We start from the raw sequence: 20,599 nt of genomic DNA on the forward strand, positions 1-20,599 counted from the left end.
GCGATTCACCACGGCCAGAGCAAATATTTTTGTCTATTCGAGACCCGGTTACTGGTACCAATGTTCGACGAGGACAATCTCGACGAGATACGCAAATCCCGCGAGGAGTGGGAGGCGGAGACGCTGGAGCCGTTTCTCGAACGGGGCGAACGCAAGGACCGCTTTGCGACCGTCTCGAACCACGAGGTCGGCCGGCTGTACACCCCCGAGGACATCGCCGACGTCGATTTCGAGGACGACCTCGGGTTCCCCGGCGAGGAACCGTACACGCGGGGCCCCTATCCGACGATGTACCGGGGCCGGACCTGGACGATGCGCCAGTTCGCCGGGTTCGGGACGGCCGAGGAGACCAACGAGCGCTTCCACTATCTCATCGACGAGGGCCAGACCGGGCTCTCGACGGCCTTCGACATGCCCAGCCTGATGGGCATCGACTCCGACAACCCGATGAGCGACGGGGAGATCGGCAAGGAGGGCGTCGCCGTCGACACGCTGCGCGACATGGAGATTCTGTTCGACGGCATCGACATCGGCGACGTGTCGACGTCGTTCACCATCAACCCGAGCGCGGCGGTCATCTACGCGATGTACGTCGCACTGGCCGACCGGCAGGGCGTCCCGCGCGAGGACATCCGGGGGACCCTCCAGAACGACATGCTCAAGGAGTTCATCGCACAGAAGGAGTGGGTGCTCCCGCCCGAGGCGTCGCTCGACGTGGTGACCGACACCATCGAGTTCGCCATCGAGGAGACGCCGAAGTTCCACCCGGTCTCTATCTCCGGCTATCACATCCGCGAGGCGGGGTCGACGGCGGCCCAGGAGGCCGCGTTCACGCTGGCCGACGGGTTCGCCTACGTCGAGGACTGTCTGGACCGCGGGCTCGACATCGACGAGTTCGGCCCGCAACTGTCCTTCTTCTTCAATTCGCACAATTCGATTTTCGAGGAAATCGCCAAGTTCCGGGCCTCGCGCCGCGTCTACGCCCGCATCATGGACGAGTGGTACGACGCCGAGAACCCGGAGTCAAAGCGGATGAAGTTCCACACCCAGACGGCGGGGCAGTCACTCACCGCCCAGCAACCGCTCAACAACATCGTCCGCGTCACCATCCAGGCGCTCGCCGGCGTCCTCGGCGGGACGCAGAGTCTCCACACCAACAGCTACGACGAGGCGCTGGCACTCCCCAGCGAGGAGGCGGTCCGCGTCGCGTTGCGCACCCAGCAGATAATCGCCGAGGAGTCGGGCGCGGCGGACATCGTCGACCCGATGGGAGGCTCCTTCGCCATCGAGAAACTGACGAACGAGATGGAAGAGGAGATCATGGCCTACATCGGCGAAATCCGTGAGATGGGCGACGGCTCCGTCCGCGACGGCGTCCTCCACGGCATCGAGGACGGCTACTTCGACCGCGAGATTCAGGACGCCTCCTACGAGTACCAGCAGCGCGTCGAGGCGGGCGAGGAGGTCGTCGTCGGCGTCAACGAGTACACCATCGAAGAGGAGACTGACCCCGAACTCCTCCACGTCAGCGACGAGGTCGCCGAGACGCAACTGAACCGGCTGGAACAGGTCAAGGCCGAGCGCGACGACGACGAGGTCCAGGAGCGACTCGACGCGCTCTCCGCGGCCGTCGAGAACGACGAGAACGTGATGCCGCCGATCATCGACGCGGTCAAGGCCTACGCCACGATGGAGGAGATCATGAAGGTGCTCGAAGACCACCACGGGGCCTACAAGAGCAGTCTCCTGACGGCCTAGCGGGCGCTTCTTTTCCCAGGTCTTGCGGCGGCCGGTCGCACCGTCTAGGGCGAACTAGACGCCCGGACGGGAGGAATTATTATATACCGAGATAGCAAAGCGTGAACCGCCGCGAACAGAGCGGCCGAGGCCGGCCACCACGAGCCTCGTCGAACCCCCACCCGACCAGAGCCCGGTTCAAACGTGTCGTTCGAGTTCCGGTGGTAGACACTCTCCCCCTCGAACCGGGTACGGTGACATGTAACGACGAACCGACCGCCCGCTTCGCGGTCGGTTCACCTGCGCTGCCGACGAGCGGCGGTGCCGCGCCGGCGCCACACAGTGTGCGATGCACCAGGACTCCGTAATGACAAAGGCGATAGCGGGCGTGGAGACCAGCGTGTACGAACATATCACCTACGCCGTCGACGGCGGCGTCGCGACCCTGACCCTCGACAGACCGGACGTCTACAACGCGTTCACCGAGGCGATGATAGAGGAACTGAACGACGCGCTGGGGCGCACCAGGCGGGACGACGCGGTCTACGCGCTCGTGCTGACGGGCGAAGGCGACGGGTTCTGTACCGGTGCCGACGTGTCGACGATGCCCGACTGGTCCGCACAGTCCAAGGCGGAGTACGGGGCCTTCCTGGAGAAGGTCCAGGATGTGGTGCGACAGCTACGCTCGCTCGGGAAGCCGAGCGTCGCCGCGGTCAACGGCCCGGCCATCGGGGCCGGCTGTCACTTCGCGCTCGCCTGTGACGTCCGCTACGTCGCGCCCGACGCCTACTTCACCGAGGGCACCGTCACCGTCGGGCTGGTGCCCAGCGACGGCGGCGCGTGGCTGCTCCCGAAGCTCATCGGCGAGTCGAAGGCCCGCGAGTACCTGCTGACGGGCGAGAAAATCACGCCCGAGGACGCCGAGGACCTGGGACTGGTCAGCGGCGTCGCCGAAGACGTCGTCGGGGCGGCGCGGGAGTTCGCCGAGACGGTGACCGACAAGCCGGCCGTGGCCGTCCAGCGGACGAACCGGCTCGTCGGCGCCGGCACGTCGTTCGCGGACCACTGCGAGCGGGCAATCGACTACCAGTGGGAGTGCGTCAACGACCCCGAACACGAGGAGGCGGTCGCGGCGATGCAGGAGGGCCGCGACCCCGAGTACGAACGGTAGCGGGGTCGCCTACGCTTCGTCGCCCGGCGAGCCACACGTCAGCACCGGCCGCTCGGCGTTCAGTATCACCGACTGTGAGACGCTCCCGAAGAGCGCCTTGCCGGCCGGCGAGCGTTTCCGTCCGGCGATACATATCAGGTCGACGTCCAGCTGTTCCGCCATGTCGAGTATCGACTGCGCGGGGTCGCCGCTGCCCTCGCGGAGAGTGACGGCGGCACCGGCGTCCTCCAGGATGTCGCGTGCGCGCTTGACCGAATCGACCTGTTTGACGGACGCACCCTCCGGGTTGTCGACGAAGTCGTGGAGCAGATGATCCTCAGCCCCGGCCCGAGGATCATCGTCGCCTGTTGGATGAGAAGTTCGTTAACGACGGGTTCGAATTCGTCAGGTGAGACGGTGTGAAGCTGAGCGAGCGTGTAGTCGTCAGAGTACGTTCCACGAGTGATGTCGGTGACGGCCTTGATGGACTTCTGAGCGACAACAGATGGAAGAGTGTCTGCCGGATGGTCCCGGAGTCGAAGGCTGCGGCTTCGACTCCGGGAATCGGAATCTCCGAGAGGAGATCAAGCACTAAGGTTTCAAGATCAGAGCCCGTGGGAATCGTGTCCGGATAGGAAAGGGACTTCAGACACCTATCGAGACGCTTCCTGAGAATCTAACCTCATCAGTCCTGACTAACTCCTAACTCGATGGGAACTACCAAATATAAAAACAAACGCTCTTGGGAAGCACGTTGTTGATTTTGGCCGTGGTGAATCGCCAGATGGAGTTTGATTTCACTGTTTCACTGCTTGCTTGATGTTGTAAACTGCACACATCAGGACGAGTTCTCGGAATTCGCCGTACCAAGTTCGCGCACGCACGGCGTCGCCGAGCGTGCGCTTGAGCGTCGAGAAGACGGTTTCACACATCGCTCGTTGCCGGTAGCGAGGCCCATCGATCCGCGCGTTGTGCGCGTGGTCGATGGGCCGGAACTCCCGGTGTTTGATTAGCGGTCTCACGTCCTCTTCGCGGAGTTTTTCGCGTAAGTCCATCCAATCGTAGCCTTTGTCGGCAGCGAGGCTGGCAAGGTCGCCCGCGTTGCGGCGGGCGACCTGCCAGCCGAGCTGTGTATCGTGGCGTTTCTCGGTCGTACAGTGCACGTCCAGAATGGCTTGAGTTTCTGTATCGACGAGAGCAGTTGTTTTGAGTGTCTGAACGCGGTAATTCGTCCGGCGGCAGTAGTGCTTGCTCGCGTTTTCGCGGTCAAAGAACGTCGCATCGATAGCGGCGTGACCGGATGGCTCGTGCTCCTGCGCTGAGAGACGCAGGAGCACTCGCCAGAGTGCCATCTTGATCCTATCAAACCACTTCACTAGCGTCGAGTGGTGCGGGAGATCGGCCGGTTCGAGGCCGATCTCCCCGAGAATATGTGGCATCTCGCTCAGCAAATCCAACGCCTCTCGGTAAGACTTCTCCAGGTAAACCCGGAGACAATGCAGCGAAACGACAGCGTAGTCGGCGAAGCCGCCACCCCCCTCGGGGGCGGCGACTTCGCCTCTGCCACCAACAGCATTTTTGGCTAACGTCACGACCTTCGTCGTGAAGCGGGAAATCTTCGACATGGATCATCGGCGGTTTCCCGCTTCAACTCCCTAGTTCTGACGATTGAAGCTGACGCCATCTAGCGATTCACCAGAGCCTTGATTTTCAAAGTACAGCGTCGAGAGCATGTTTGAGCGCTTCGTCGCCTGGTTTTCTGTAGAGTTCACAGCGGAGTTGGAAGGCCCTGAGATACGGCGTTAGCTTGTCTTTCGAGATTCCTCGGTGGGGCGAGAGCCACCGTCGCGCCAGCGACGCGTGGCTCTCGCAGCCGTTAACGTGTACCTCGCCATCGGCGTATTCCCCGTCGCCGTGGACGACGTATTCGCGGTCGAACTCGTCGTCATCCTCTAGCGGGTCGTAGGCCCGAAATCCATCGGTATAGACGGTCAGCGACTCCTGCTCGTGGTCGGCGAGCAGGAGTCGCACGGTCGATTCCTCGGCCGATTTCGCTGGCACAACGTACCGATTGTCCGAGCCGCGATCGACCAACGTGAACACCGGCGGTTTGTCGCCGCTGTACGATCCTCGTCCGCGTGTTGACAGGCCACGCGAGCGCGACTCCGAGTGATATGCACAAGAACTGAATAGTAAACGAAAACGGGCGAGCGGCTACACAATCGGTGGCTTCGCCTTGCTCGCAATCACTGGTCTGTAACGCTCTTCACTGACTATTCGACAGTTGCAGTGACCACTCCGGTCGCGCTCGCGGCCTTTGAGGCCGGCAGAGACGTACACTTCGTCGATCTCGACCGGGCCAGACAGCGTGATCGAAGGCGCGTCGAGCGCTCTGGCGAAGCGCTCGACGCGCCGTCTCACCGTTCTGTAGGACAAATCGAGTTCCGCTTCGATTTGGCGAAGGCTCGTGTTGAACCGTAAGAACACGTAGATTGTGAGGTACCACTCTTTGAGCTTCAGTTTCGAGTGGGCGAAAATCGTCCCGGTTTTGTCGTTGAATGTTCGACCGCAATTCTTACACAAATACCGTTGATACACCCTGTAGCTGCCGTTTCTGACCGTCAGGTCAGAACGGCAGCGAGGGCACTCGACACCATTACGCCAGCGAACCTGTTGCAGCAGGTCCGCTGCAGCCGATTCTGACACGAATCGGCTCATCGGAAACATGTCGGGCACCACTCGCGCGGTGCCCTTGCCCTCTTCGACTTTCAGCCGCCGCTCTCACCGTCAACAATCTACTTCGCAAGAGCGAAAACAAAAATAGAGACATCCATGACGGGAGTCTCTCGTTGCGGGAAAAAGACAGCCTAAGAGTTGTCCCCGATTACGTCCTCGGTGCGAAGCGCGGTAATTTCGTCCTCAGTGTAGCCGAGTGATTCGAGTACGTCGTCGGTATGAGCGCCTAGAACAGGTGCATGACGTTCGAATCCGTGGTCCCTGTATTCGTAATTAATCGGATGGTCAACGAGCGGATACTCCCCGATAGCGTCGTGATCGAGATGTTTAATCATCTCCCGTGCTTCTACGTGGTCGTTATCGAGAGCGTCTGCAACTTCTCGAACTGAACCCGCAGGAATGCGGTACTCTTCGACCAGTATCTCCGTCCATTCTTCTACCGTTTTGTCGGCAAGGACTGATTCTATCTCCGCCTGCAGTTCCTTACTGTGTTCAACGCGGCCCTCGTTTGTCGCAAATCGTTCGTCTTCGAGGAGATCTTCCCGATCTAACGCAGCACACAGGTCTTCCCAGAGGTCTTGGGTCCCGGCGCCAATAACTATATATCCGTCTTTCGTCTCGAACGCCTGATACGGGGCAAGAACCGGGTCCCGTGTCCCCAGTCGCTCCGGTGTTTCACCCTCGAAGACGCGAGAGGCCTGTTTTGTCAGCAAGGGCAGGATGGAGTCGTACATCGCGAGTTCGACCCTATCGCCCGAGCCGTCCCGTTCTTGGCGATAAAACGCCGAAAGGATGCCAACGCTCGCCCACATCGCTGTAAAGAGATCCGTAATTGGAATCCCAACCTTGACCGGATCTCGCCCGGCTTCTCCCGTGACGCTCATGATGCCGGTCAACCCCTGCATTTGCACGTCAAGGGCCGAGCGGTGGCGCCACGGGCTGGTTTCTCCGAACCCACTGATCGAACAGTAAACAAGTTCGTCGTTGAGTTCACTCAACGTCTCGTATCCGACGTTCAATTTCTCAGCAGTCCCGGGTCGGAAGTTCTCGACGAAGATGTCTGCCGTCTTGACCAGGTCGTGAACCACTGCCTGGCCCTCTTCGGATTTCAAATCAAGCTCGATACTTTTCTTCCCATAATTGTAAGTCATGAAGTACGCCGACTCGCCTTCGACGAACGGCGGGCCGGACCCACGGCTGGGATCACCTGTCCCGATTCGTTCGACTTTGATCACTTCGGCACCTTGGTTTGCGAGAATCGTCGTAGCAAAACCACCAGTCACGTACGACGAGGCGTCGATGACGGTAACACCTGACAGCGGTTTTTCCGTTGGTGCATCCATAACTATCCGACTTAGTAGTCCTCTTCCGTTCGCTGAAGTACTTCCTCCCAAACCTCCTCAGATACGCCGCTGAGGTTCGCTGGCACCTCCCGCCGCTGGGATGGCGGCGTGAAATCAATGTCGATATCCACACCCTCCTCACGGAGGAAGTTCATCTTTTGCTTTCGAAGTGAAACGTCCATTTCGTAGCCGCCTTTAGCCGCATCAAGCACTTCGTCTTCGTGTTGTTTCGGCACTGCGATGACGCCATCATCGTCACAGCAGATGAGGTCGCCGGGTTGCACTTTGGTACCACCGAGGCTGATGGGTTCGTTGATCGCCACTAATTCCATCTCTTGGACGGGTTCTTTTTGTGCGATATGACGCGTCCACACGGGGAAGTTTACTTCCCGAATCCCGAACGCGTCTCGCATTCCGCCGTCAACCACCATGCCGACAGCACCCCTGAGGAGACTTTTGAGCGACAGATGGTCTCCACCGAGTTGGTATGCTTCGCCCTCCATATCTACGCAGATGACATCGCCCGGTTGAGTGATGTCCAAGTACTCATGCAAGACATTCCCAAAGTCCTCTTTCCACCCCTTGTTTTGGTTCATGGGGTTCGTTTCCTCAGCACCATCTTCGGCATCTGACAGAGACCTTCCCTGGTAGTTGGGTTTCTTATCATTCTTCGGCATGATTTTGACCGTCAGTGCCCGGCCACGAATTTCGTGTCCACGCACGATTGGCGTTATTCCCCCATCACAGATGCCATCGTTATAAAAGTCAAGCGAATTCAAAGCCTGAACAACGTCGGCATTGCGGACGTCGTAAAATTCCTTGACAGTGTCGTCTATCTTGTCACACGCTTTTACATCATCATAGTGACTCATGAGTCTATCCACAGGGCGCAGTATATTCAATATTGTGCTCATCGCCATCCAGTTCCACCGCCCAATTCGGCTTCTTGGTTCGCTATCGCACAAATAGATGTTTCTCAAACAGTATGTGATGGAATTGGTAGAACGGTCTCGTGTGAAGTGCAGTGCCCTTCCAACCAGAGGCGACTGTCGGTCCGGTAAGTACCGGAACGGCTAGAGCCAAGCCACGAGCGTAAACAGTTAAGTAGACTCGCAAAAAGGATTCATCCATTCCGAGAAGATATGCGAGATAGTATGTTCGCCGCACCGGTTCGGCGGCGCGTCCAAACTCGGATACCAAAGCGTGGGGCCAGACAGATGGGACGGCGAGAGTGAATGAGTCGTGTCTCTGCCAAGCGGATTCGAAGAGCAGACGCGCTGATACTCACGTCGCTGTTGTGGTTCATGGCGCTGTTTCTCCGGTACGTCCTCCCGCCGCTCTTTGGCACCTTTCAGATTCAATACGACGTGTCGCGGGCCGAACTGGGACTGGCTTATAGCGCCCTGATGATAGCCTACTCAACGATGCAGTTTCCCGCCGGATGGCTAGCCGACCGACTCGGAATGGTGAAAGTCATCGTCGGTGGCGCGGCGGTGTTCGGGACTGCCGCGCTTCTCATCTCCCTATCGCTGTCGTGGTACGGACTGGTCGCCGGTCTCGTCCTCGTTGGCGTCGGCACCGGCGGCCACAAGACCGTCTCGCTCCCGCTTCTCTCGAACCGGTATCCCAGTTCACCCGGACGGACGCTCGGCCTGATGGACATGGTCGGACAGTTCGGCGGCGTCGCCGGGCCGGCGGCGGTCGTCGCCATCGGGATGCTCGGCGCCGACTGGCGCATCCTGTTCCTGCTCTCGGCTGGCGTCATCTTCCTGCTCGCGGGCGTTTTCTTCGGCCAACACTACTGGGGACTGTGGGAGAACCGCACGACAGTATCTTCCGGGGCAACAGAGACCACAGCAAGTGACGGCGACAACCCGGGCAAAGAGGCCCGCGACAACGACAACAGAGATGATAGCGACGACTCGTATGTCATGCTGTTTGTCGAGCCGCGATTCACCGTCTTCATCGCCGCGACAGTGCTCATCGCGTTCTGTTGGAACGGCGCGACCGCGTTCATGCCGCTGTATCTCACCGACTCCGCCGGCCTGTCCCCGAACCTCGCAAACGGCCTGTACGGGCTCCTGTTCGCGGCCAGTCTCGCCCAACCCGTCCTCGGAGCACTCAGCGACAGGGTCGGCCAGTTGCGCGTGATGGCGGTCACAATTGCGGCCTCCGGTCTCGCCATCGGCGGCTTGCTCGTGGTCGTGAACCCGGTCGTCGTTGGCCTCTGTGTGCTCGGCCTCGGCACAGGTATGCACGGCTACCGGCCAGTCCGTGACGCTTATCTCACGAAACTCATTCCCGACGCCGTCGCGGGCGGAACCTTCGGCGTCGTCCGAACGATAATGATTGTCAGCGGCAGCATCGCGCCGTTTGTCGTCGGCCTGCTCATCGATTTCGCGTCGTACACCGTCGCTTTCGCCGTGCTCACGGCTTCGGTGTTCGCCGCCGTCGCACTCTTTCTCGGGTTGTTGGTGGCCTCGTGAGCGTGGAAACCTTGATAGTGCACTCTCCCGAGTATGAACCATGACAAGTGAAGACCAGCCAGCGGAGTCGGGAGCTGCGATTATGGACGCGCGCGAATATACTCACGACGGCATTGAGGAGTTCTTCGATAGCGACCTCGCCTACGCGGCAAAATACGACGCACTCGCGGGCCACGTTATCCGCTCGGACGACGGACTATCGCGCAAGACGCGCGAACTCATCCTCATCGCACTAGCGTGTGCCGAAGACAAAGTTGACCCCTGTGCCGATCACATCCGCGACGCGCTCAACCACGGCGCGACCGACGACGAAGTCGTCAAGACGATTCAACTCGCCGGTTTGGCCGGCAGCGCGTGGGGCATCAAGACAGGGTCGGAAGCTCTCAAGCGCGTCCGTAACGAGCAATGAATCTTGACGGCCACACCGCCCTCGTCACGGGGTCAAGCCGGAACATCGGGGCGGCAATCGCTACTCGGCTTGCGGAAGCCGGGGCCGACGTTGGCATCACCGCCCGGTCGGATAGCGAGGGCTGTGAGTCAACCGCCGAAGCAGTGAGTAAGGCGGGAAGCGAGGCCGCAATCGCGCTCGGTGACCTCTCCGAGCCCGGAGATATCGAAGCGGTCGTCGCCAGCGTTCGAGAGGAACTCGGCCCCATCGACATCCTCGTGAACAACGCATCCTACCGGCCTCTGAAACCACTTCTCGACGTGTCTCTCGATGATTGGGAGGCCGTCCACGACATCGACCTCCGGGCGCAGTACCTCCTCGCACAGGAAGTCCTGCCGGATATGCTCGACGCGGGATGGGGGTCTCTCGTCAACATTAACGGCATCACGACCTTTATTGGCGTCGAGAACAAGACCCACGTCCTCGCAAACAAGGCGGGTATTGAAGGACTGACGCGGGGCTTGGCTGTCGAGTTCGGCAGTGACGGCGTCCGGGCGAACTGTCTCGTTCTCGGCGTCATCGACACCGACAGGGACCTCGAAAACTACGAGGAAGGAAGTTCAACGATAGAGAAGATGGCGGCAGCGTCCGCGCTCGGCCGGCAGGGACAACCGGAAGAAATCGCTGAGACCGTCTGTTTTCTCTGTTCGGATGCCTCCTCCTTTATTACTGGGCAGACGATTCACGCCAACGGCGGCCTCTATCCGATTAACCGACTCACATCGCTCGGTTGAGCGCGGCCCAGTTTTGTGTCATCCACTGAGCTACTCGGCCGTTGCTGGACTGTAGTGGAGCAAGGCGACACTTGCCAGTAAACAGACGAACAGTCCGCCGAATGCCCACGAGTAGTCGCTGAACGAGGCAACGATGCCCACATAGGTCGGGCCAACAGCGCCGAGGCCGATAGCAAAGGACCGCGCCGCGCCGAGGTCACTCCCCATCGTCCCGTCAGCGATGAGGTCCATCAGGTAGGCCTGTATGACCGGCGAGAACATCGAGAAGCCGATGGCGAAGATGGAGACGCCGACGAAGATGACGGCGGTCCGACCAGCGAACAGCATCACTCCCAGTCCGCCACTGGCGAGACCAAGTCCGCCCGTGGCGACAGTTGCGCGGTCGATTCTGTCCGCCAACAGCCCGGCCAGCGGTTTCGCCAAGATGCCCACACCGAAATACACCGCAAACGCCGCGCTTGCGAGGCCGAGTGACATCCCTTTCTCCGCCGTCAGATACGTGGGCAGAAAGCCAGCGACGCTCTGCCAGACGAAGGTAAAGAGCGCGTAGGCGACGAGAATCTGCATGAGATAGCTATCGGCGTACAGCCGGCGACCGGCACCCCGAACGTCGAACGCGACCCCGTCGATGACGTAGGACTCCCGACTCAGGATGTGGACAACGACGGTGACGAGCGCCAGCGCCAGCGCGACAGGGAGAAAGGACCACTGCCACGGCGCGACGGCGAGGGCAACGACGGCTACACCGGCGGCAAGCACCGTACCGATATCGCCGGCGGCGACGTGGAGACCGACCGCCTGTCCGCGACGCTCGACGAACAGGTCCGAGACGAGTGCGCGAGCGGGCGTCGTGAACAGGCCAGCGCCGAGTCCGACGACAGTGACGCCGACGAGAAACACCGAGTACGCGACCGCTCTGGTGAGCACCAACAACCCGGCGACGATGAGTACCGAGCCACCAACCAACAGCGTCTTCCGGGAGAGTTGGTCGGAGAGGCGACCGCCGGGAAACTGCAAGAGCGCGTAGGCCAGCCACTGGAGCGTCAGCGCAATCCCCGCCTCAGCTGGCGTAATCGAGAGGTCCGCAATAATTTGGGGTAGCAGCGGCGGGAGCAGTTGCATCCCGACTTGGATGAGCAACCACCCGAGCGAGAACGTCAGAAACAGGTGGCCGGTGTACCCGGTAAAGAGACTCTCCTGCTCGATAGATTGACTCACAATAGCCCACTCACAGCGCGGTCATATCAGTATTCGGCTCTCGGTAATGCCGAAGCACCACGACGCCCATCTTTAATCCCCTCGCGGACCACAAGTATGACAGACCCACAATGGACGCGGAATATCAAGGACTGACGTTCAGCCGGCCGGGACACGCGACAGTCCGTATCGAAACTGACGACGGTACCGTCATCTACATCGACCCGTGGTCAGAAGTCATCGACGGCGCACCGGGCGACGCCGATGTCGTCTTCAGCACTCACGACGACCGTGACCACTACGACTCCGACGCGATCGAGGCAGTCTCGTCACCGGAAACGACCGTCGCCGTCTTCGAAGACATCGACGCGAGCGCGCTCGATGTGGAGGTGGTCAGCTTGGCTCCGGAGAGCGAGACAACTGTCGCCGGTATCGGCGTGCGAACGGTCCCTGCCTACAACCGTGCAGACGGCCCGCATCTTCGGCCGAACGGCGACCCGTTCCACCCGAAAGGAACCGTTATCGGACTCGTCCTCACCATCGACGGGACGACCCTGTACTACCCGAGCGACACCGACGCACTGGTCGAACTCGAAGCCATCGAAGCGGACGTGGTACTCCCGCCAATCGGCGGGATGGCGACGATGGACCAACACGAGGCCGCTACCCTCGTCCGGCAGATTGGGCCGGCCCTCGCCTTGCCGCTTCACTACAACACGCCACAAATCGACGGCCTCGACGCCGACCCCGAGGAGTTCAAGAAGGTCGTCGAAGCAGACAGCGACATCGAGGTGGTGCTGTTCTGACGCCGTCTCACGGGCCGGACGCGGCGGAGTGGTCGAGGCACGGGGGTCACTGAGACATGTTCGAAGACTTCGACACGCGTGTCGTCGAGACGAGCGACGCCGAGATACACCTTCGGCTCGGCGGCGACGGGCCGCCGCTGGTCCTCGTCCACGGCTACCCCCAAACACACGTCGCGTGGCACGCAGTCGCGCCGGCACTGGCCGAGCAGTTCTCCGTCGTCGTCCCCGACCTCCGAGGGTACGGCGACAGCATCGGCCCCGACGAGCCGACGACCGCCGATTACTCGAACCGCGCGATGGGCCGGGACATCGTCGAACTGATGGGGCGACTGGGCTACGACCGATTCGGCCTGGCCGGCCACGACCGAGGCGGGCGCGTCGCATACCGCCTCGCCCTCGACCACCCCGACCGCGTTGACCGACTCGCCGTCTTGGACATGGTGCCGAACGTCGAGAAACTCGACCGATTCACGCCCGAGATGGCCGAAGCCGCCTTCCACTGGTTTCTCTTAGCGCAGCCCTCGCCGCTCCCGGAACGACTCATCGGCAACGACCCGGCATTTTTCATCGACACGATGTTCGAGCGCTGGGCCGGCGACGGAGTACTCTCCCCGGACGCGATAGCGGAGTACCGACGGTGTTTCTGCGAGGACGACACCATCCGCGCAATCTGTGCGGACTACCGTGCCGGCCTCAGCCTCGACGTGGAACACGACCGGCAGGACCGCGAGCAGGGCCGACAGATAGCGTGTCCCGTGTTGTCCCTGTGGGGTACGGACGGGAAGTCCGACCTCCGCCCCGTCTGGGAGCGCTGGGCCGACGACGTGACCGGTGCGGGCATCGACTCCGGCCATTTCATCATGGAGGAAGCCCCCGAGGAAACCCGACGCCACCTCGCTGACTTTTTCGGGTAGGTCGGAGAGCCGGCAACTCCGGCGCGAAGATTTATGCCGGCTTGGCGACCCCGTAGAGGTATGCCATCCTACGTTCTCTGGGGCGGGACTGTCTGGTCGCGGAGCATCGAGGAGCGTCTCGAAGCGGCGAACGCTGGCGGCTTTGGCGAACTCTCGCTGTTCCCGACGGACGTGCGGGAGGCAGTCGACGCCGGGACATCGGTCGCGGACATCCGCGCGCTCGCTGCCGAGTACGGAGTGGAAATCACCATCTTGGACCCCTACACGAAATGGGTGCCCGAGTGGACGCCACCGAACCCCGACGACGTACCGCCCCTGTACGACGTGGACGAGACCGAATATCTCTCGCTGTGTGACGACCTCGGCGTCGAATCGCTGACCGCGCTCGAACGGTGGGGACGGGAGTTCGACCCCGAGGTTGCCGCGACGCACTTCGGCCAATTCTGTGACCGCGCCGCCGACCACGACCTGCGCGTTCACTTGGAGTTCATCCCCTCGACTGGCATCCCCGACCTCGAAACGGCGTGGGACATCGTCAGGCGCGCCGACCGTGACAACGGCGGCATCGTCTTCGACACCCGCCACTACTTCCGCGGGACGCCCGACGACGACCTTCTCCGGGCGATTCCGGGCGAGAAGATTTTCCGCGTACAGGTGTGTGACGCACCCGAAACGGTGCAGGGGACGCTCCGGGGGGACTCGCGCCAGCGCCTCTTCCCAGGCGACGGTGACCTCGACCTCGTGGGCGTGCTGGGGATTCTCGACGACATCGGCGGCCTTAGCTCAGTTGGAATCGAAGTGATTTCCGACGAGTTCGACGACCGTCCTGCGACCGAACTGGGCGAAAAGGCCGGCGAGTCACTTCGTGACCTGCTCACGGAGGCAGGCATCGAGACAGTCTGAAGGGAGCGAATAGCCTCTAACCGCGTTTCTCAACTGAGCGAGCCGCCGTGTGACTCGATGATGTGGACAGCGAGGTCGTTGTCCGGCAGCGTCTTGCCACAGCCGTCGACGGGACACTGTGGGGGGATTCCGAGGCCATCGACCCGAAACTCGCCGTCCTTGGCGTCCGATTTTCCCCCGCTTACGGCCTGTTCGCGGATGATAGCCCATCCGTCACAGTTCGCGCACTGGCGCAGGTATTCGTCCTCGTCGTCCGAGAGGAACACCTCGTTTCTGAACTCACACCGCGGGCAGTCGATGGCCGTGTAGTGCACACCAGCACTTCTCTCCGGAGGGCCTAATCGTTTTCTCCGAGGACGAACTCGCCCTCGTCGATGAGCGTCTCCCCGTCGACGACGACCGTCGGGACGTTCATCACGAGGTCTTCGTGGACTGGCGAGACCACGTTCTGCCCGTAGCTCGTGCCGTTCCCGATAGCGATGTGGAGTCGACCCCGACCCTTCTTCCAGATGTTCGTCTCCCGCAGGTCCGCGTGGTCGTTCAGGCTGAATGCAATCTCACCGATGTTCTCGGCGTTCTCGTTGTCCTCGATGAGCCGTTGAATCCTCGGCGCGATGGAATCGTCGCCACTCACGTCGACCACCTTGCCCTCGCGTATCGTCAGTTCGAGCGGCGGCGAGGGCCAGCCGTATTCGAGAATCGGCCCGTCGATGACCGCTGTGCCTTCCATCGTCCCGACCACCGGCGCGGAGTTGACCTCACCCCAACTGATGCCGGTCATCTGTCCCGGTTCGTGGGCGAAACTCGACTGCTTCCAGTGGGCGTCCTCGATGCTCGCAGTCACGTCCGTCCCGGCGGTGCTCGTGATTTCGATGCGGGATTTGTCTTCGACGAACTCCCGAATCCGGGTGCCGAGCGCCAGCATCTCCTCGTAGTCGGCCTCCAGTACGTTCGGACTCGTGAGCGCGTCGAAGGAGCGTTTGACCATGTAGAGCCGGCGGAGTTGCCCCGCCGCTTCAAGTTGCTCGGGCACCTCGTTGTGGATGACCGACGCGGCTGTCGTCTTCGTGATACCGATGAGCACGTCGGCCATGCCCATTGCCGATTCCACCATCTCCGGGACGTACTCAACGCCAGTCGGGACGTCTTCGATAGTGATGAGGTTCGTCTCCGCGCCGATGTCCCGCGCGGTGCCGACCACGGCGTCGACGATTGCCCCGTTCTCTCGCATCCCGGATTCGTCGGTCACGACCAACACGGTGTCTGTCTGCTGTACGTCGAGCAGTGTGCGGACGGCGCGGTTGGCGACGCGAACTGCTTTGGTAACCTCACTCATACGCATTGCTTCCCGCCGGAGTATCCTATGTGTTACCCCACGAGGACATCGACCCGGCCGCTGGAAATCTTTATACCCGGCCCACGGGAAGAGAGTGGTGTATGGTACGTCATTACGACCCGGAGCAGATACCGGCAGTGTACAGCGTCTTCGACGACATCCCGGAACGGAAGGTCAGAAAGGGCGTCTATCAGAAGATGTTCCGCGGCCTCAACATGACGATGAGTTGGGTCCGCATCGAACCCGACATGGAGACGCGACCACACTCCCACCCGTGGGAACAGGTCGTCTTCGTCGTCGAGGGCACAGCGGATTTCCACATCGACGGCGAACAAATCTCCGTCGAGGAGGGCGACGTATTCTTCATCCCGCCGAACGTCGAACACTACGAGGAACCGAACTCCGACGAACCCTGTATTCTGATGGACATCTGGCAGATGCGCGAGGGCTTTCTCGACCTCACGGACTACCAGACGGAGTTCGATGTCGATGAGTCGATTTGAACACGCGACGAGGAACACCTGCCGGGTGAGCGAACCATGACGAGCGTCGGGTTCATCGGTCTCGGCAACCTCGGCGGGGCGATGGCAGAGAAACTCGTCGAACACGGCCACGACCCGCTCGTCTTCGACATCGACGACGACGCCCTCGATACGCTCGTCGCGGCCGGAGCGACAGCCGCAGACTCGGCGGCTGACCTCGCTGCACGCTCGGATGTCGTCATGCTCTGTCTCCCCTCCCACACCATCGTCGAGCAGATCGTCCTCGGAGAGAATGGCATTGCAGACGCGCTGTCACCGGGCGACATCCTCGTAGATACGACCACCTCCGAACCCGAAACCACCCAGCGGATTCAGGAGCGACTGGACGAGGACGGCATCGACTTCCTCGGTGCCCCGGTCAGCGGCGGCCGACCCGGTGCCCGACAGCAAGCGCTCACTGTGATGGTCGGCGGCGACGGTGACCTGCTTGAGACAGTTCGGCCACTACTGGACGCCTTCGCTGGGAACATCTACCACGTGGGCGACCAACCGCATCACGGCCATGCGATGAAGCTCATCAACAACTACCTCAGCTACGTGAACATGATTGCGACCACGGAAGCGACACTCGCTGGGGAGGCGCTGGGGTTAGACCTCGAAACGATGCTGGCCGTCATCAACGATTCGAGCGGTCGGAACAGTTGGTCCGAGGAGAAGTTCCCCGAAGAGGTAGTCACCGGCGAGTTCGACCGCGGTTCCTCGCTGAACATTGCCGAGAAAGACGTCGAACTCGGCCGGGCAGTCGTCAGCAAACACGGCCCGGACCTCGAACTCGCTGATGTCGTCCTCGCGGCGATTCGCCAGTCGAAGGACGAGCTCGGCGGCGAGACCGATCTCACCCGCGTCTACGAATTCTACAAATAGCTACCAGCGTTCTGTCCGGCGCTGTTTTTCACGCGAACGCCCGCAAAAGCCGGCAGTGGGCGCTACCCCTCGTCACCCTCTAGCGAGACGCGCGGGTCGATGACCCCGTAGACGAGGTCGACGATGAGATTCGAGAAGACGATGAAGACGGCTATCAGGAAGAAGATGAACTGGACGAGCGGGAAGTCACGCGCGAGGACGCCCTGCACGAGCGCGTTCCCGATGCCGGGCCAGTTGAACACCGTCTCGATGAGCACCAGCCCACCGATAGCCCGGGTGAGCGAGAGGGGATACATCGTCACAATCGGCAGAATCGAGTGCTTGGCGATGTGGCGGGCGCGCTTCAGCCGACTGAGACCCGTCAGTCGGTGGTAGTAGGTGAAGTCCTGCCCGGACACCTCGATGACGTTCGTCCGCATCATCAGCGTCGGTAGGAACAGATACCGTAACACGACGGCGGTAAACGGCAGGATGTAGTGCCAGAGGAAATCCGTCGAGAGGTATCTGTCAAGGCCAGCAGCGGCCGACCCCGCAGTGAGCATCCCCGACGTGGGGAACCACCCGAGAATGCCTGCGAAGATGACCACGAGCAGTATCGAGGTGAAAAACGAGGGGAACGTCCCCGTCATCAGGATTGGGATGATGCCGTACTTCTCGGCTTTGCTGCCGCGTGCGCGACCGAGGCCAGTCCCGAAGATGATACCGAGGATGTACGCGAAGGTAATCCCCGGCGCGATGAGGACGAAGGAGTTGAAGATACGCGGCGCTGCGTAATCGACGACCGGCACCCTGAACCGGAACGAGGTTCCGGCGTCGAGCGTCAGGAAGTTCGTGATGTAGTCGACGTACTGGATGTAAATCGGTTGGTCGAGCCCCCACTTCGCTTCCAACACTGCGACTTCCTCCTCCGTCGCCCCGCTGTATATCAGCAGGTCGGTGTAGTCACCGGGGAGCAACCGGAAGAAGAAAAACAGGAACGTCAGGACTAAAAACAGGAGAATAACCGAGCGAACGAGTCGGCCAGCGATGTATCGGAGTTTGCTCATTGGCTCTCACCCGACGCAGTGGCGCTCGTCTCGCTGTGCAGTCCCTCGCCTGACCCGCCGGCGACGCCCGCACGCTGTTCGTCGTACAGATGGCACGCACTCTCCCGGTGCTCACCAGTTTCGACGCTCCGCGGCGTCTGTTCGCAGACACTCTTGTAGTCCGCAAGAGCCTCGCTAGCACTGTTCCAATCTTCGTTGGCGACGTGTGCGAGAGCCGTCTCGACCTGCTGTCGATGGCGGTCGGGTAACTCCGTCTCGAACCTATCGGTATAGAGCGTGTGACCGACGCTGTCGTGGCTCTCGTCACTCTCGGAAACACCGGCATTCTCGAGTGTCAGCTCGACATGGTCGAGATTCACCGCTTGCTTCGATATCTGCTGCCGTAATGTCATTATCTCACGGAATCCTTCTTGGGAGATGTCTATGTCGTCGGGGGGGATAATCGACGGACACCGGTCCCTGAACCGGCAGCCCTCACCGAGTCCGACCGGTTCCGGCGTTGCCCCCTCCAGTTTCGTTCGTTCACGGGCGTTGTGTGGGTCGGGAATCGGAACGGCCTGAATGAGCGCGTTCGTGTACGGGTGTTTCGGGTCGTTGATTATCTCCTCGGTCGGCCCACGCTCCACCAAGCGACCGAGGTACATCACGTTGATGTCCTCACAGAGATACGAGACCGTCGAGATGTCGTGGGAGATGTACATTATCGAGACGCCCAGATCCGTCGAGAGGTTCGAGAGTAGTTTCAGAATCGACGCCTGCGTCGAGACGTCCAGCATCGAAACTGGCTCGTCCGCGAGCAACACGGACGGTTCGACGATGAGCGCTCGCGCAATCGAGACCCGCTGTTTCTCGCCACCACTGAGTGCCGGTGGTCGCTGGTCGACGAAGCGCTCGGGTGGGTTCAACTCCACTCGTTCGAGGACGTCGTGGATACGCTCGTCGTGGTTGTCGAAGTCGTGAATCTCCAAGACTTCGGTGAGCGTCTCCCGGACCGTCATCCGGGGGTTCAGTGAGTTGAACGGGTCCTGAAAGATGAACTGGACGTTGCTCCGGAAGTTCATCCGTTCAGCCTTGGTCATCTCCCCGATGTCTTGGCCCTCGTAACGTATCGTTCCCTTCGTGGGGGCCATCAGATTCCCCATCATCTTCAACAGCGTCGTCTTCCCACAGCCACTCTCACCGATGACACCGGTGATTTCGTTCTCGGCGAGCGAAATAGAGACGTCGTCCACCGCCCGGAGCGGCTCTTTCGACCGGCGAAGAATGGTGTCGACGACGCTCGTTGACCGGGGGAACTCCTTCGTGATACCGTCGGCCTCAAACAGCGGCTGGCTGTCTTGTCCGTCGGAACTCATTGGTGGATCACTTCCGACTCCCGCAACTCGTCCGCACGGTCGGTGTGGAAACACGACGCGCGGTGGTCGTCCGAACCGACTATCTCCAGCGGCGGTGCCTCGTCACGGCACTCCTGCGTGGCGAGTGGACAGCGGTCGGCGTAGGTGCATCTATCGACATCACCGAAGATCTGCGGGGGTACCCCTTCGATCGTTTCGAGTTCCGCATCCGGTCGTCGGTGGTCCGGAAAGGCTTTCTGGAGCATAATCGAGTAGGGGTGTTTCGGGTCGTCGTAGATGTCGGAAACGGTGCCGGTTTCAGCGACCTGCCCGCCGTGCATAATCGCCATCTTGTCGCTGGATTCGAAGACGACACTGATGTCGTGGGTAATCAAGAGCAGGCTCGTGTCCGTCTCCGCTTTGATGTTGTCGAGATACTTGAAAATCTGGTCCTGCATAATCACGTCAAGCGCCGTCGTCGGCTCGTCTGCGATGAGGAGATTCGGCTCTAAGTAGAGCGCAAGCGCGATGATGACGCGCTGTTGCATCCCGCCGGAGAATTGATGGGGGTAGTCCGTCACGCGACTCGCGGAGATACCGACGATTTCCAGCATCTCCTCGAACTTGTCGAGTGCTTCCTCCTTGCTCAGGTCGGTGTGTGTCTGGGCGATTTCGACAACCTGCTTGTCGACCCGTTCGAGCGGGTCCAAACTGTTCATCGAACTCTGCGGGATGTAGGAGATTTCCTTCCAGCGGATGTTCTCGTTGTACTCCTTTTCCGAATAATTCGAGATGTCCTCTCCCTTGTAGAGAATGCGACCGTCGACAACGTCGCCGTTCTTGTCTAAGCCACCGATGACGGCACTGGAAAGAGTCGTCTTTCCACAACCGGATTCGCCGACGAGACCGAAGTATTCGCCGCGGTTAATCTCGAAGGAGGCGTCCGAGACAGCCGTCAATTTGCCCGAGGGCGTCTGGTACTGTATCGTGGTATCGTCGAATTGGAGTAGTGGTTCACTCATT

19 protein-coding genes and 3 pseudogenes are annotated in these 20,599 nt (G+C 60.9%); 10 read left to right on the forward strand and 12 right to left on the reverse strand.

Annotated features, from left to right (window positions below; all coding sequences use genetic code 11):
* The first annotated feature begins 60 nt into the window (after nucleotides 1–60).
* Both WDJ57_RS11105 and WDJ57_RS11110 read left to right on the forward strand, forming a co-directional pair.
* Nucleotides 61–1,758, forward strand: coding sequence for a methylmalonyl-CoA mutase family protein (locus WDJ57_RS11105; protein ID WP_338900885.1), 1,698 nt, complete (start codon nucleotides 61–63; stop codon nucleotides 1,756–1,758).
* Between the two features lie 346 nt (nucleotides 1,759–2,104).
* A complete protein-coding gene (locus WDJ57_RS11110) occupies nucleotides 2,105–2,908 on the forward strand; it encodes an enoyl-CoA hydratase/isomerase family protein (protein ID WP_338900886.1) in 804 nt (267 codons plus the stop codon).
* A gap of 9 nt (nucleotides 2,909–2,917) precedes the next feature.
* Here WDJ57_RS11110 and WDJ57_RS11115 read toward each other — a convergent pair.
* From WDJ57_RS11115 to WDJ57_RS11135, 6 genes and pseudogenes are all read right to left on the reverse strand, one after another.
* Nucleotides 2,918–3,217 (reverse strand): annotated as a pseudogene (locus WDJ57_RS11115) (universal stress protein); the annotation flags it as partial.
* A 467-nt stretch (nucleotides 3,218–3,684) separates the two neighbouring features.
* The gene (locus WDJ57_RS11120) at nucleotides 3,685–4,512 is read right to left on the reverse strand and encodes an IS5 family transposase (protein WP_338900887.1); all 828 of its coding nucleotides are present in this window, start codon (nucleotides 4,510–4,512) and stop codon (nucleotides 3,685–3,687) included.
* Between the two features lie 85 nt (nucleotides 4,513–4,597).
* Nucleotides 4,598–5,053 (reverse strand): annotated as a pseudogene (locus tag WDJ57_RS21615) (IS1595 family transposase); the annotation flags it as partial.
* Between the two features lie 132 nt (nucleotides 5,054–5,185).
* Nucleotides 5,186–5,614 (reverse strand): annotated as a pseudogene (locus WDJ57_RS21620) (transposase); the annotation flags it as partial.
* A gap of 140 nt (nucleotides 5,615–5,754) precedes the next feature.
* The gene (locus tag WDJ57_RS11130) at nucleotides 5,755–6,966 is read right to left on the reverse strand and encodes a CaiB/BaiF CoA transferase family protein (RefSeq protein ID WP_338900888.1); all 1,212 of its coding nucleotides are present in this window, start codon (nucleotides 6,964–6,966) and stop codon (nucleotides 5,755–5,757) included.
* An 11-nt stretch (nucleotides 6,967–6,977) separates the two neighbouring features.
* Entirely contained in the window at nucleotides 6,978–7,886 is a 909-nt protein-coding gene (locus tag WDJ57_RS11135; RefSeq protein WP_338900889.1) for an RraA family protein, read from the reverse strand.
* A 315-nt stretch (nucleotides 7,887–8,201) separates the two neighbouring features.
* On the opposite strand from WDJ57_RS11135, the gene WDJ57_RS11140 reads away from it, so the two are divergent.
* From WDJ57_RS11140 to WDJ57_RS11150, 3 genes are all read left to right on the forward strand, one after another.
* Nucleotides 8,202–9,452, forward strand: coding sequence for an MFS transporter (locus WDJ57_RS11140; RefSeq protein ID WP_338900890.1), 1,251 nt, complete (start codon nucleotides 8,202–8,204; stop codon nucleotides 9,450–9,452).
* 82 nt (nucleotides 9,453–9,534) lie between these two features.
* Nucleotides 9,535–9,861, forward strand: coding sequence for a carboxymuconolactone decarboxylase family protein (locus WDJ57_RS11145; RefSeq protein WP_338900891.1), 327 nt, complete (start codon nucleotides 9,535–9,537; stop codon nucleotides 9,859–9,861).
* On the forward strand, nucleotides 9,858–10,634 hold the full coding sequence (locus WDJ57_RS11150; protein WP_338900892.1) for an SDR family NAD(P)-dependent oxidoreductase: 777 nt from the start codon (nucleotides 9,858–9,860) through the stop codon (nucleotides 10,632–10,634). The genes WDJ57_RS11145 and WDJ57_RS11150 overlap by 4 nt, the downstream gene beginning before the upstream one ends.
* A 30-nt stretch (nucleotides 10,635–10,664) precedes the next feature.
* Here the strand turns inward: WDJ57_RS11150 and WDJ57_RS11155 are convergent, their stop codons facing one another.
* The gene (locus tag WDJ57_RS11155; RefSeq protein WP_338900893.1) at nucleotides 10,665–11,852 is read right to left on the reverse strand and encodes an MFS transporter; all 1,188 of its coding nucleotides are present in this window, start codon (nucleotides 11,850–11,852) and stop codon (nucleotides 10,665–10,667) included.
* Nucleotides 11,853–11,962: 110 nt separating this feature from the next.
* Here WDJ57_RS11155 and WDJ57_RS11160 point away from each other — a divergent pair, with 110 nt between their 5' ends.
* From WDJ57_RS11160 to WDJ57_RS11170, 3 genes are read left to right on the forward strand one after another with little or no spacing between them, the layout of a single operon-like run.
* On the forward strand, nucleotides 11,963–12,637 hold the full coding sequence (locus WDJ57_RS11160) for an MBL fold metallo-hydrolase (protein WP_338900894.1): 675 nt from the start codon (nucleotides 11,963–11,965) through the stop codon (nucleotides 12,635–12,637).
* A gap of 56 nt (nucleotides 12,638–12,693) precedes the next feature.
* Nucleotides 12,694–13,551: an alpha/beta fold hydrolase gene (locus WDJ57_RS11165; protein ID WP_338900895.1), complete on the forward strand. Its 858-nt coding sequence runs from the start codon at nucleotides 12,694–12,696 to the stop codon at nucleotides 13,549–13,551.
* Between the two features lie 60 nt (nucleotides 13,552–13,611).
* Nucleotides 13,612–14,454 carry a sugar phosphate isomerase/epimerase family protein gene (locus tag WDJ57_RS11170; protein WP_338900896.1) on the forward strand — a complete coding sequence of 281 codons (843 nt, stop codon included), beginning with the start codon at nucleotides 13,612–13,614 and terminating at the stop codon, nucleotides 14,452–14,454.
* Nucleotides 14,455–14,483: 29 nt separating this feature from the next.
* Here the strand turns inward: WDJ57_RS11170 and WDJ57_RS11175 are convergent, their stop codons facing one another.
* Nucleotides 14,484–14,768, reverse strand: coding sequence for a hypothetical protein (locus WDJ57_RS11175; protein WP_338900897.1), 285 nt, complete (start codon nucleotides 14,766–14,768; stop codon nucleotides 14,484–14,486).
* Nucleotides 14,769–14,791: 23 nt separating this feature from the next.
* Nucleotides 14,792–15,790, reverse strand: coding sequence for an aminopeptidase (locus WDJ57_RS11180; RefSeq protein ID WP_338900898.1), 999 nt, complete (start codon nucleotides 15,788–15,790; stop codon nucleotides 14,792–14,794).
* Between the two features lie 101 nt (nucleotides 15,791–15,891).
* Here WDJ57_RS11180 and WDJ57_RS11185 point away from each other — a divergent pair, with 101 nt between their 5' ends.
* Complete coding sequence (locus WDJ57_RS11185) at nucleotides 15,892–16,293, forward strand: cupin domain-containing protein (RefSeq protein WP_338900899.1); 402 nt, start codon at nucleotides 15,892–15,894, stop codon at nucleotides 16,291–16,293.
* A gap of 36 nt (nucleotides 16,294–16,329) precedes the next feature.
* On the forward strand, nucleotides 16,330–17,196 hold the full coding sequence (locus WDJ57_RS11190; RefSeq protein ID WP_338900900.1) for an NAD(P)-dependent oxidoreductase: 867 nt from the start codon (nucleotides 16,330–16,332) through the stop codon (nucleotides 17,194–17,196).
* Between the two features lie 62 nt (nucleotides 17,197–17,258).
* Here WDJ57_RS11190 and WDJ57_RS11195 read toward each other — a convergent pair whose 3' ends face one another.
* Genes WDJ57_RS11195 through WDJ57_RS11205 form a run of 3 tightly spaced genes read right to left on the reverse strand, consistent with a single transcriptional unit; the run spans nucleotide 17,259 to nucleotide 20,598 of the window.
* On the reverse strand, nucleotides 17,259–18,242 hold the full coding sequence (locus WDJ57_RS11195) for an ABC transporter permease (RefSeq protein WP_338900901.1): 984 nt from the start codon (nucleotides 18,240–18,242) through the stop codon (nucleotides 17,259–17,261).
* Entirely contained in the window at nucleotides 18,239–19,597 is a 1,359-nt protein-coding gene (locus tag WDJ57_RS11200) for an ABC transporter ATP-binding protein (protein ID WP_338900902.1), read from the reverse strand. The genes WDJ57_RS11195 and WDJ57_RS11200 overlap by 4 nt, the downstream gene beginning before the upstream one ends.
* Complete coding sequence (locus WDJ57_RS11205) at nucleotides 19,594–20,598, reverse strand: ABC transporter ATP-binding protein (RefSeq protein ID WP_338900903.1); 1,005 nt, start codon at nucleotides 20,596–20,598, stop codon at nucleotides 19,594–19,596. The genes WDJ57_RS11200 and WDJ57_RS11205 overlap by 4 nt, the downstream gene beginning before the upstream one ends.
* Nucleotide 20,599 lies beyond the last annotated feature (1 nt).

Source organism: Salinibaculum sp. SYNS191, from assembly GCF_037338445.1.
GTDB classification, from domain to species: Archaea; Halobacteriota; Halobacteria; order Halobacteriales; family Haloarculaceae; genus Salinibaculum; species Salinibaculum marinum.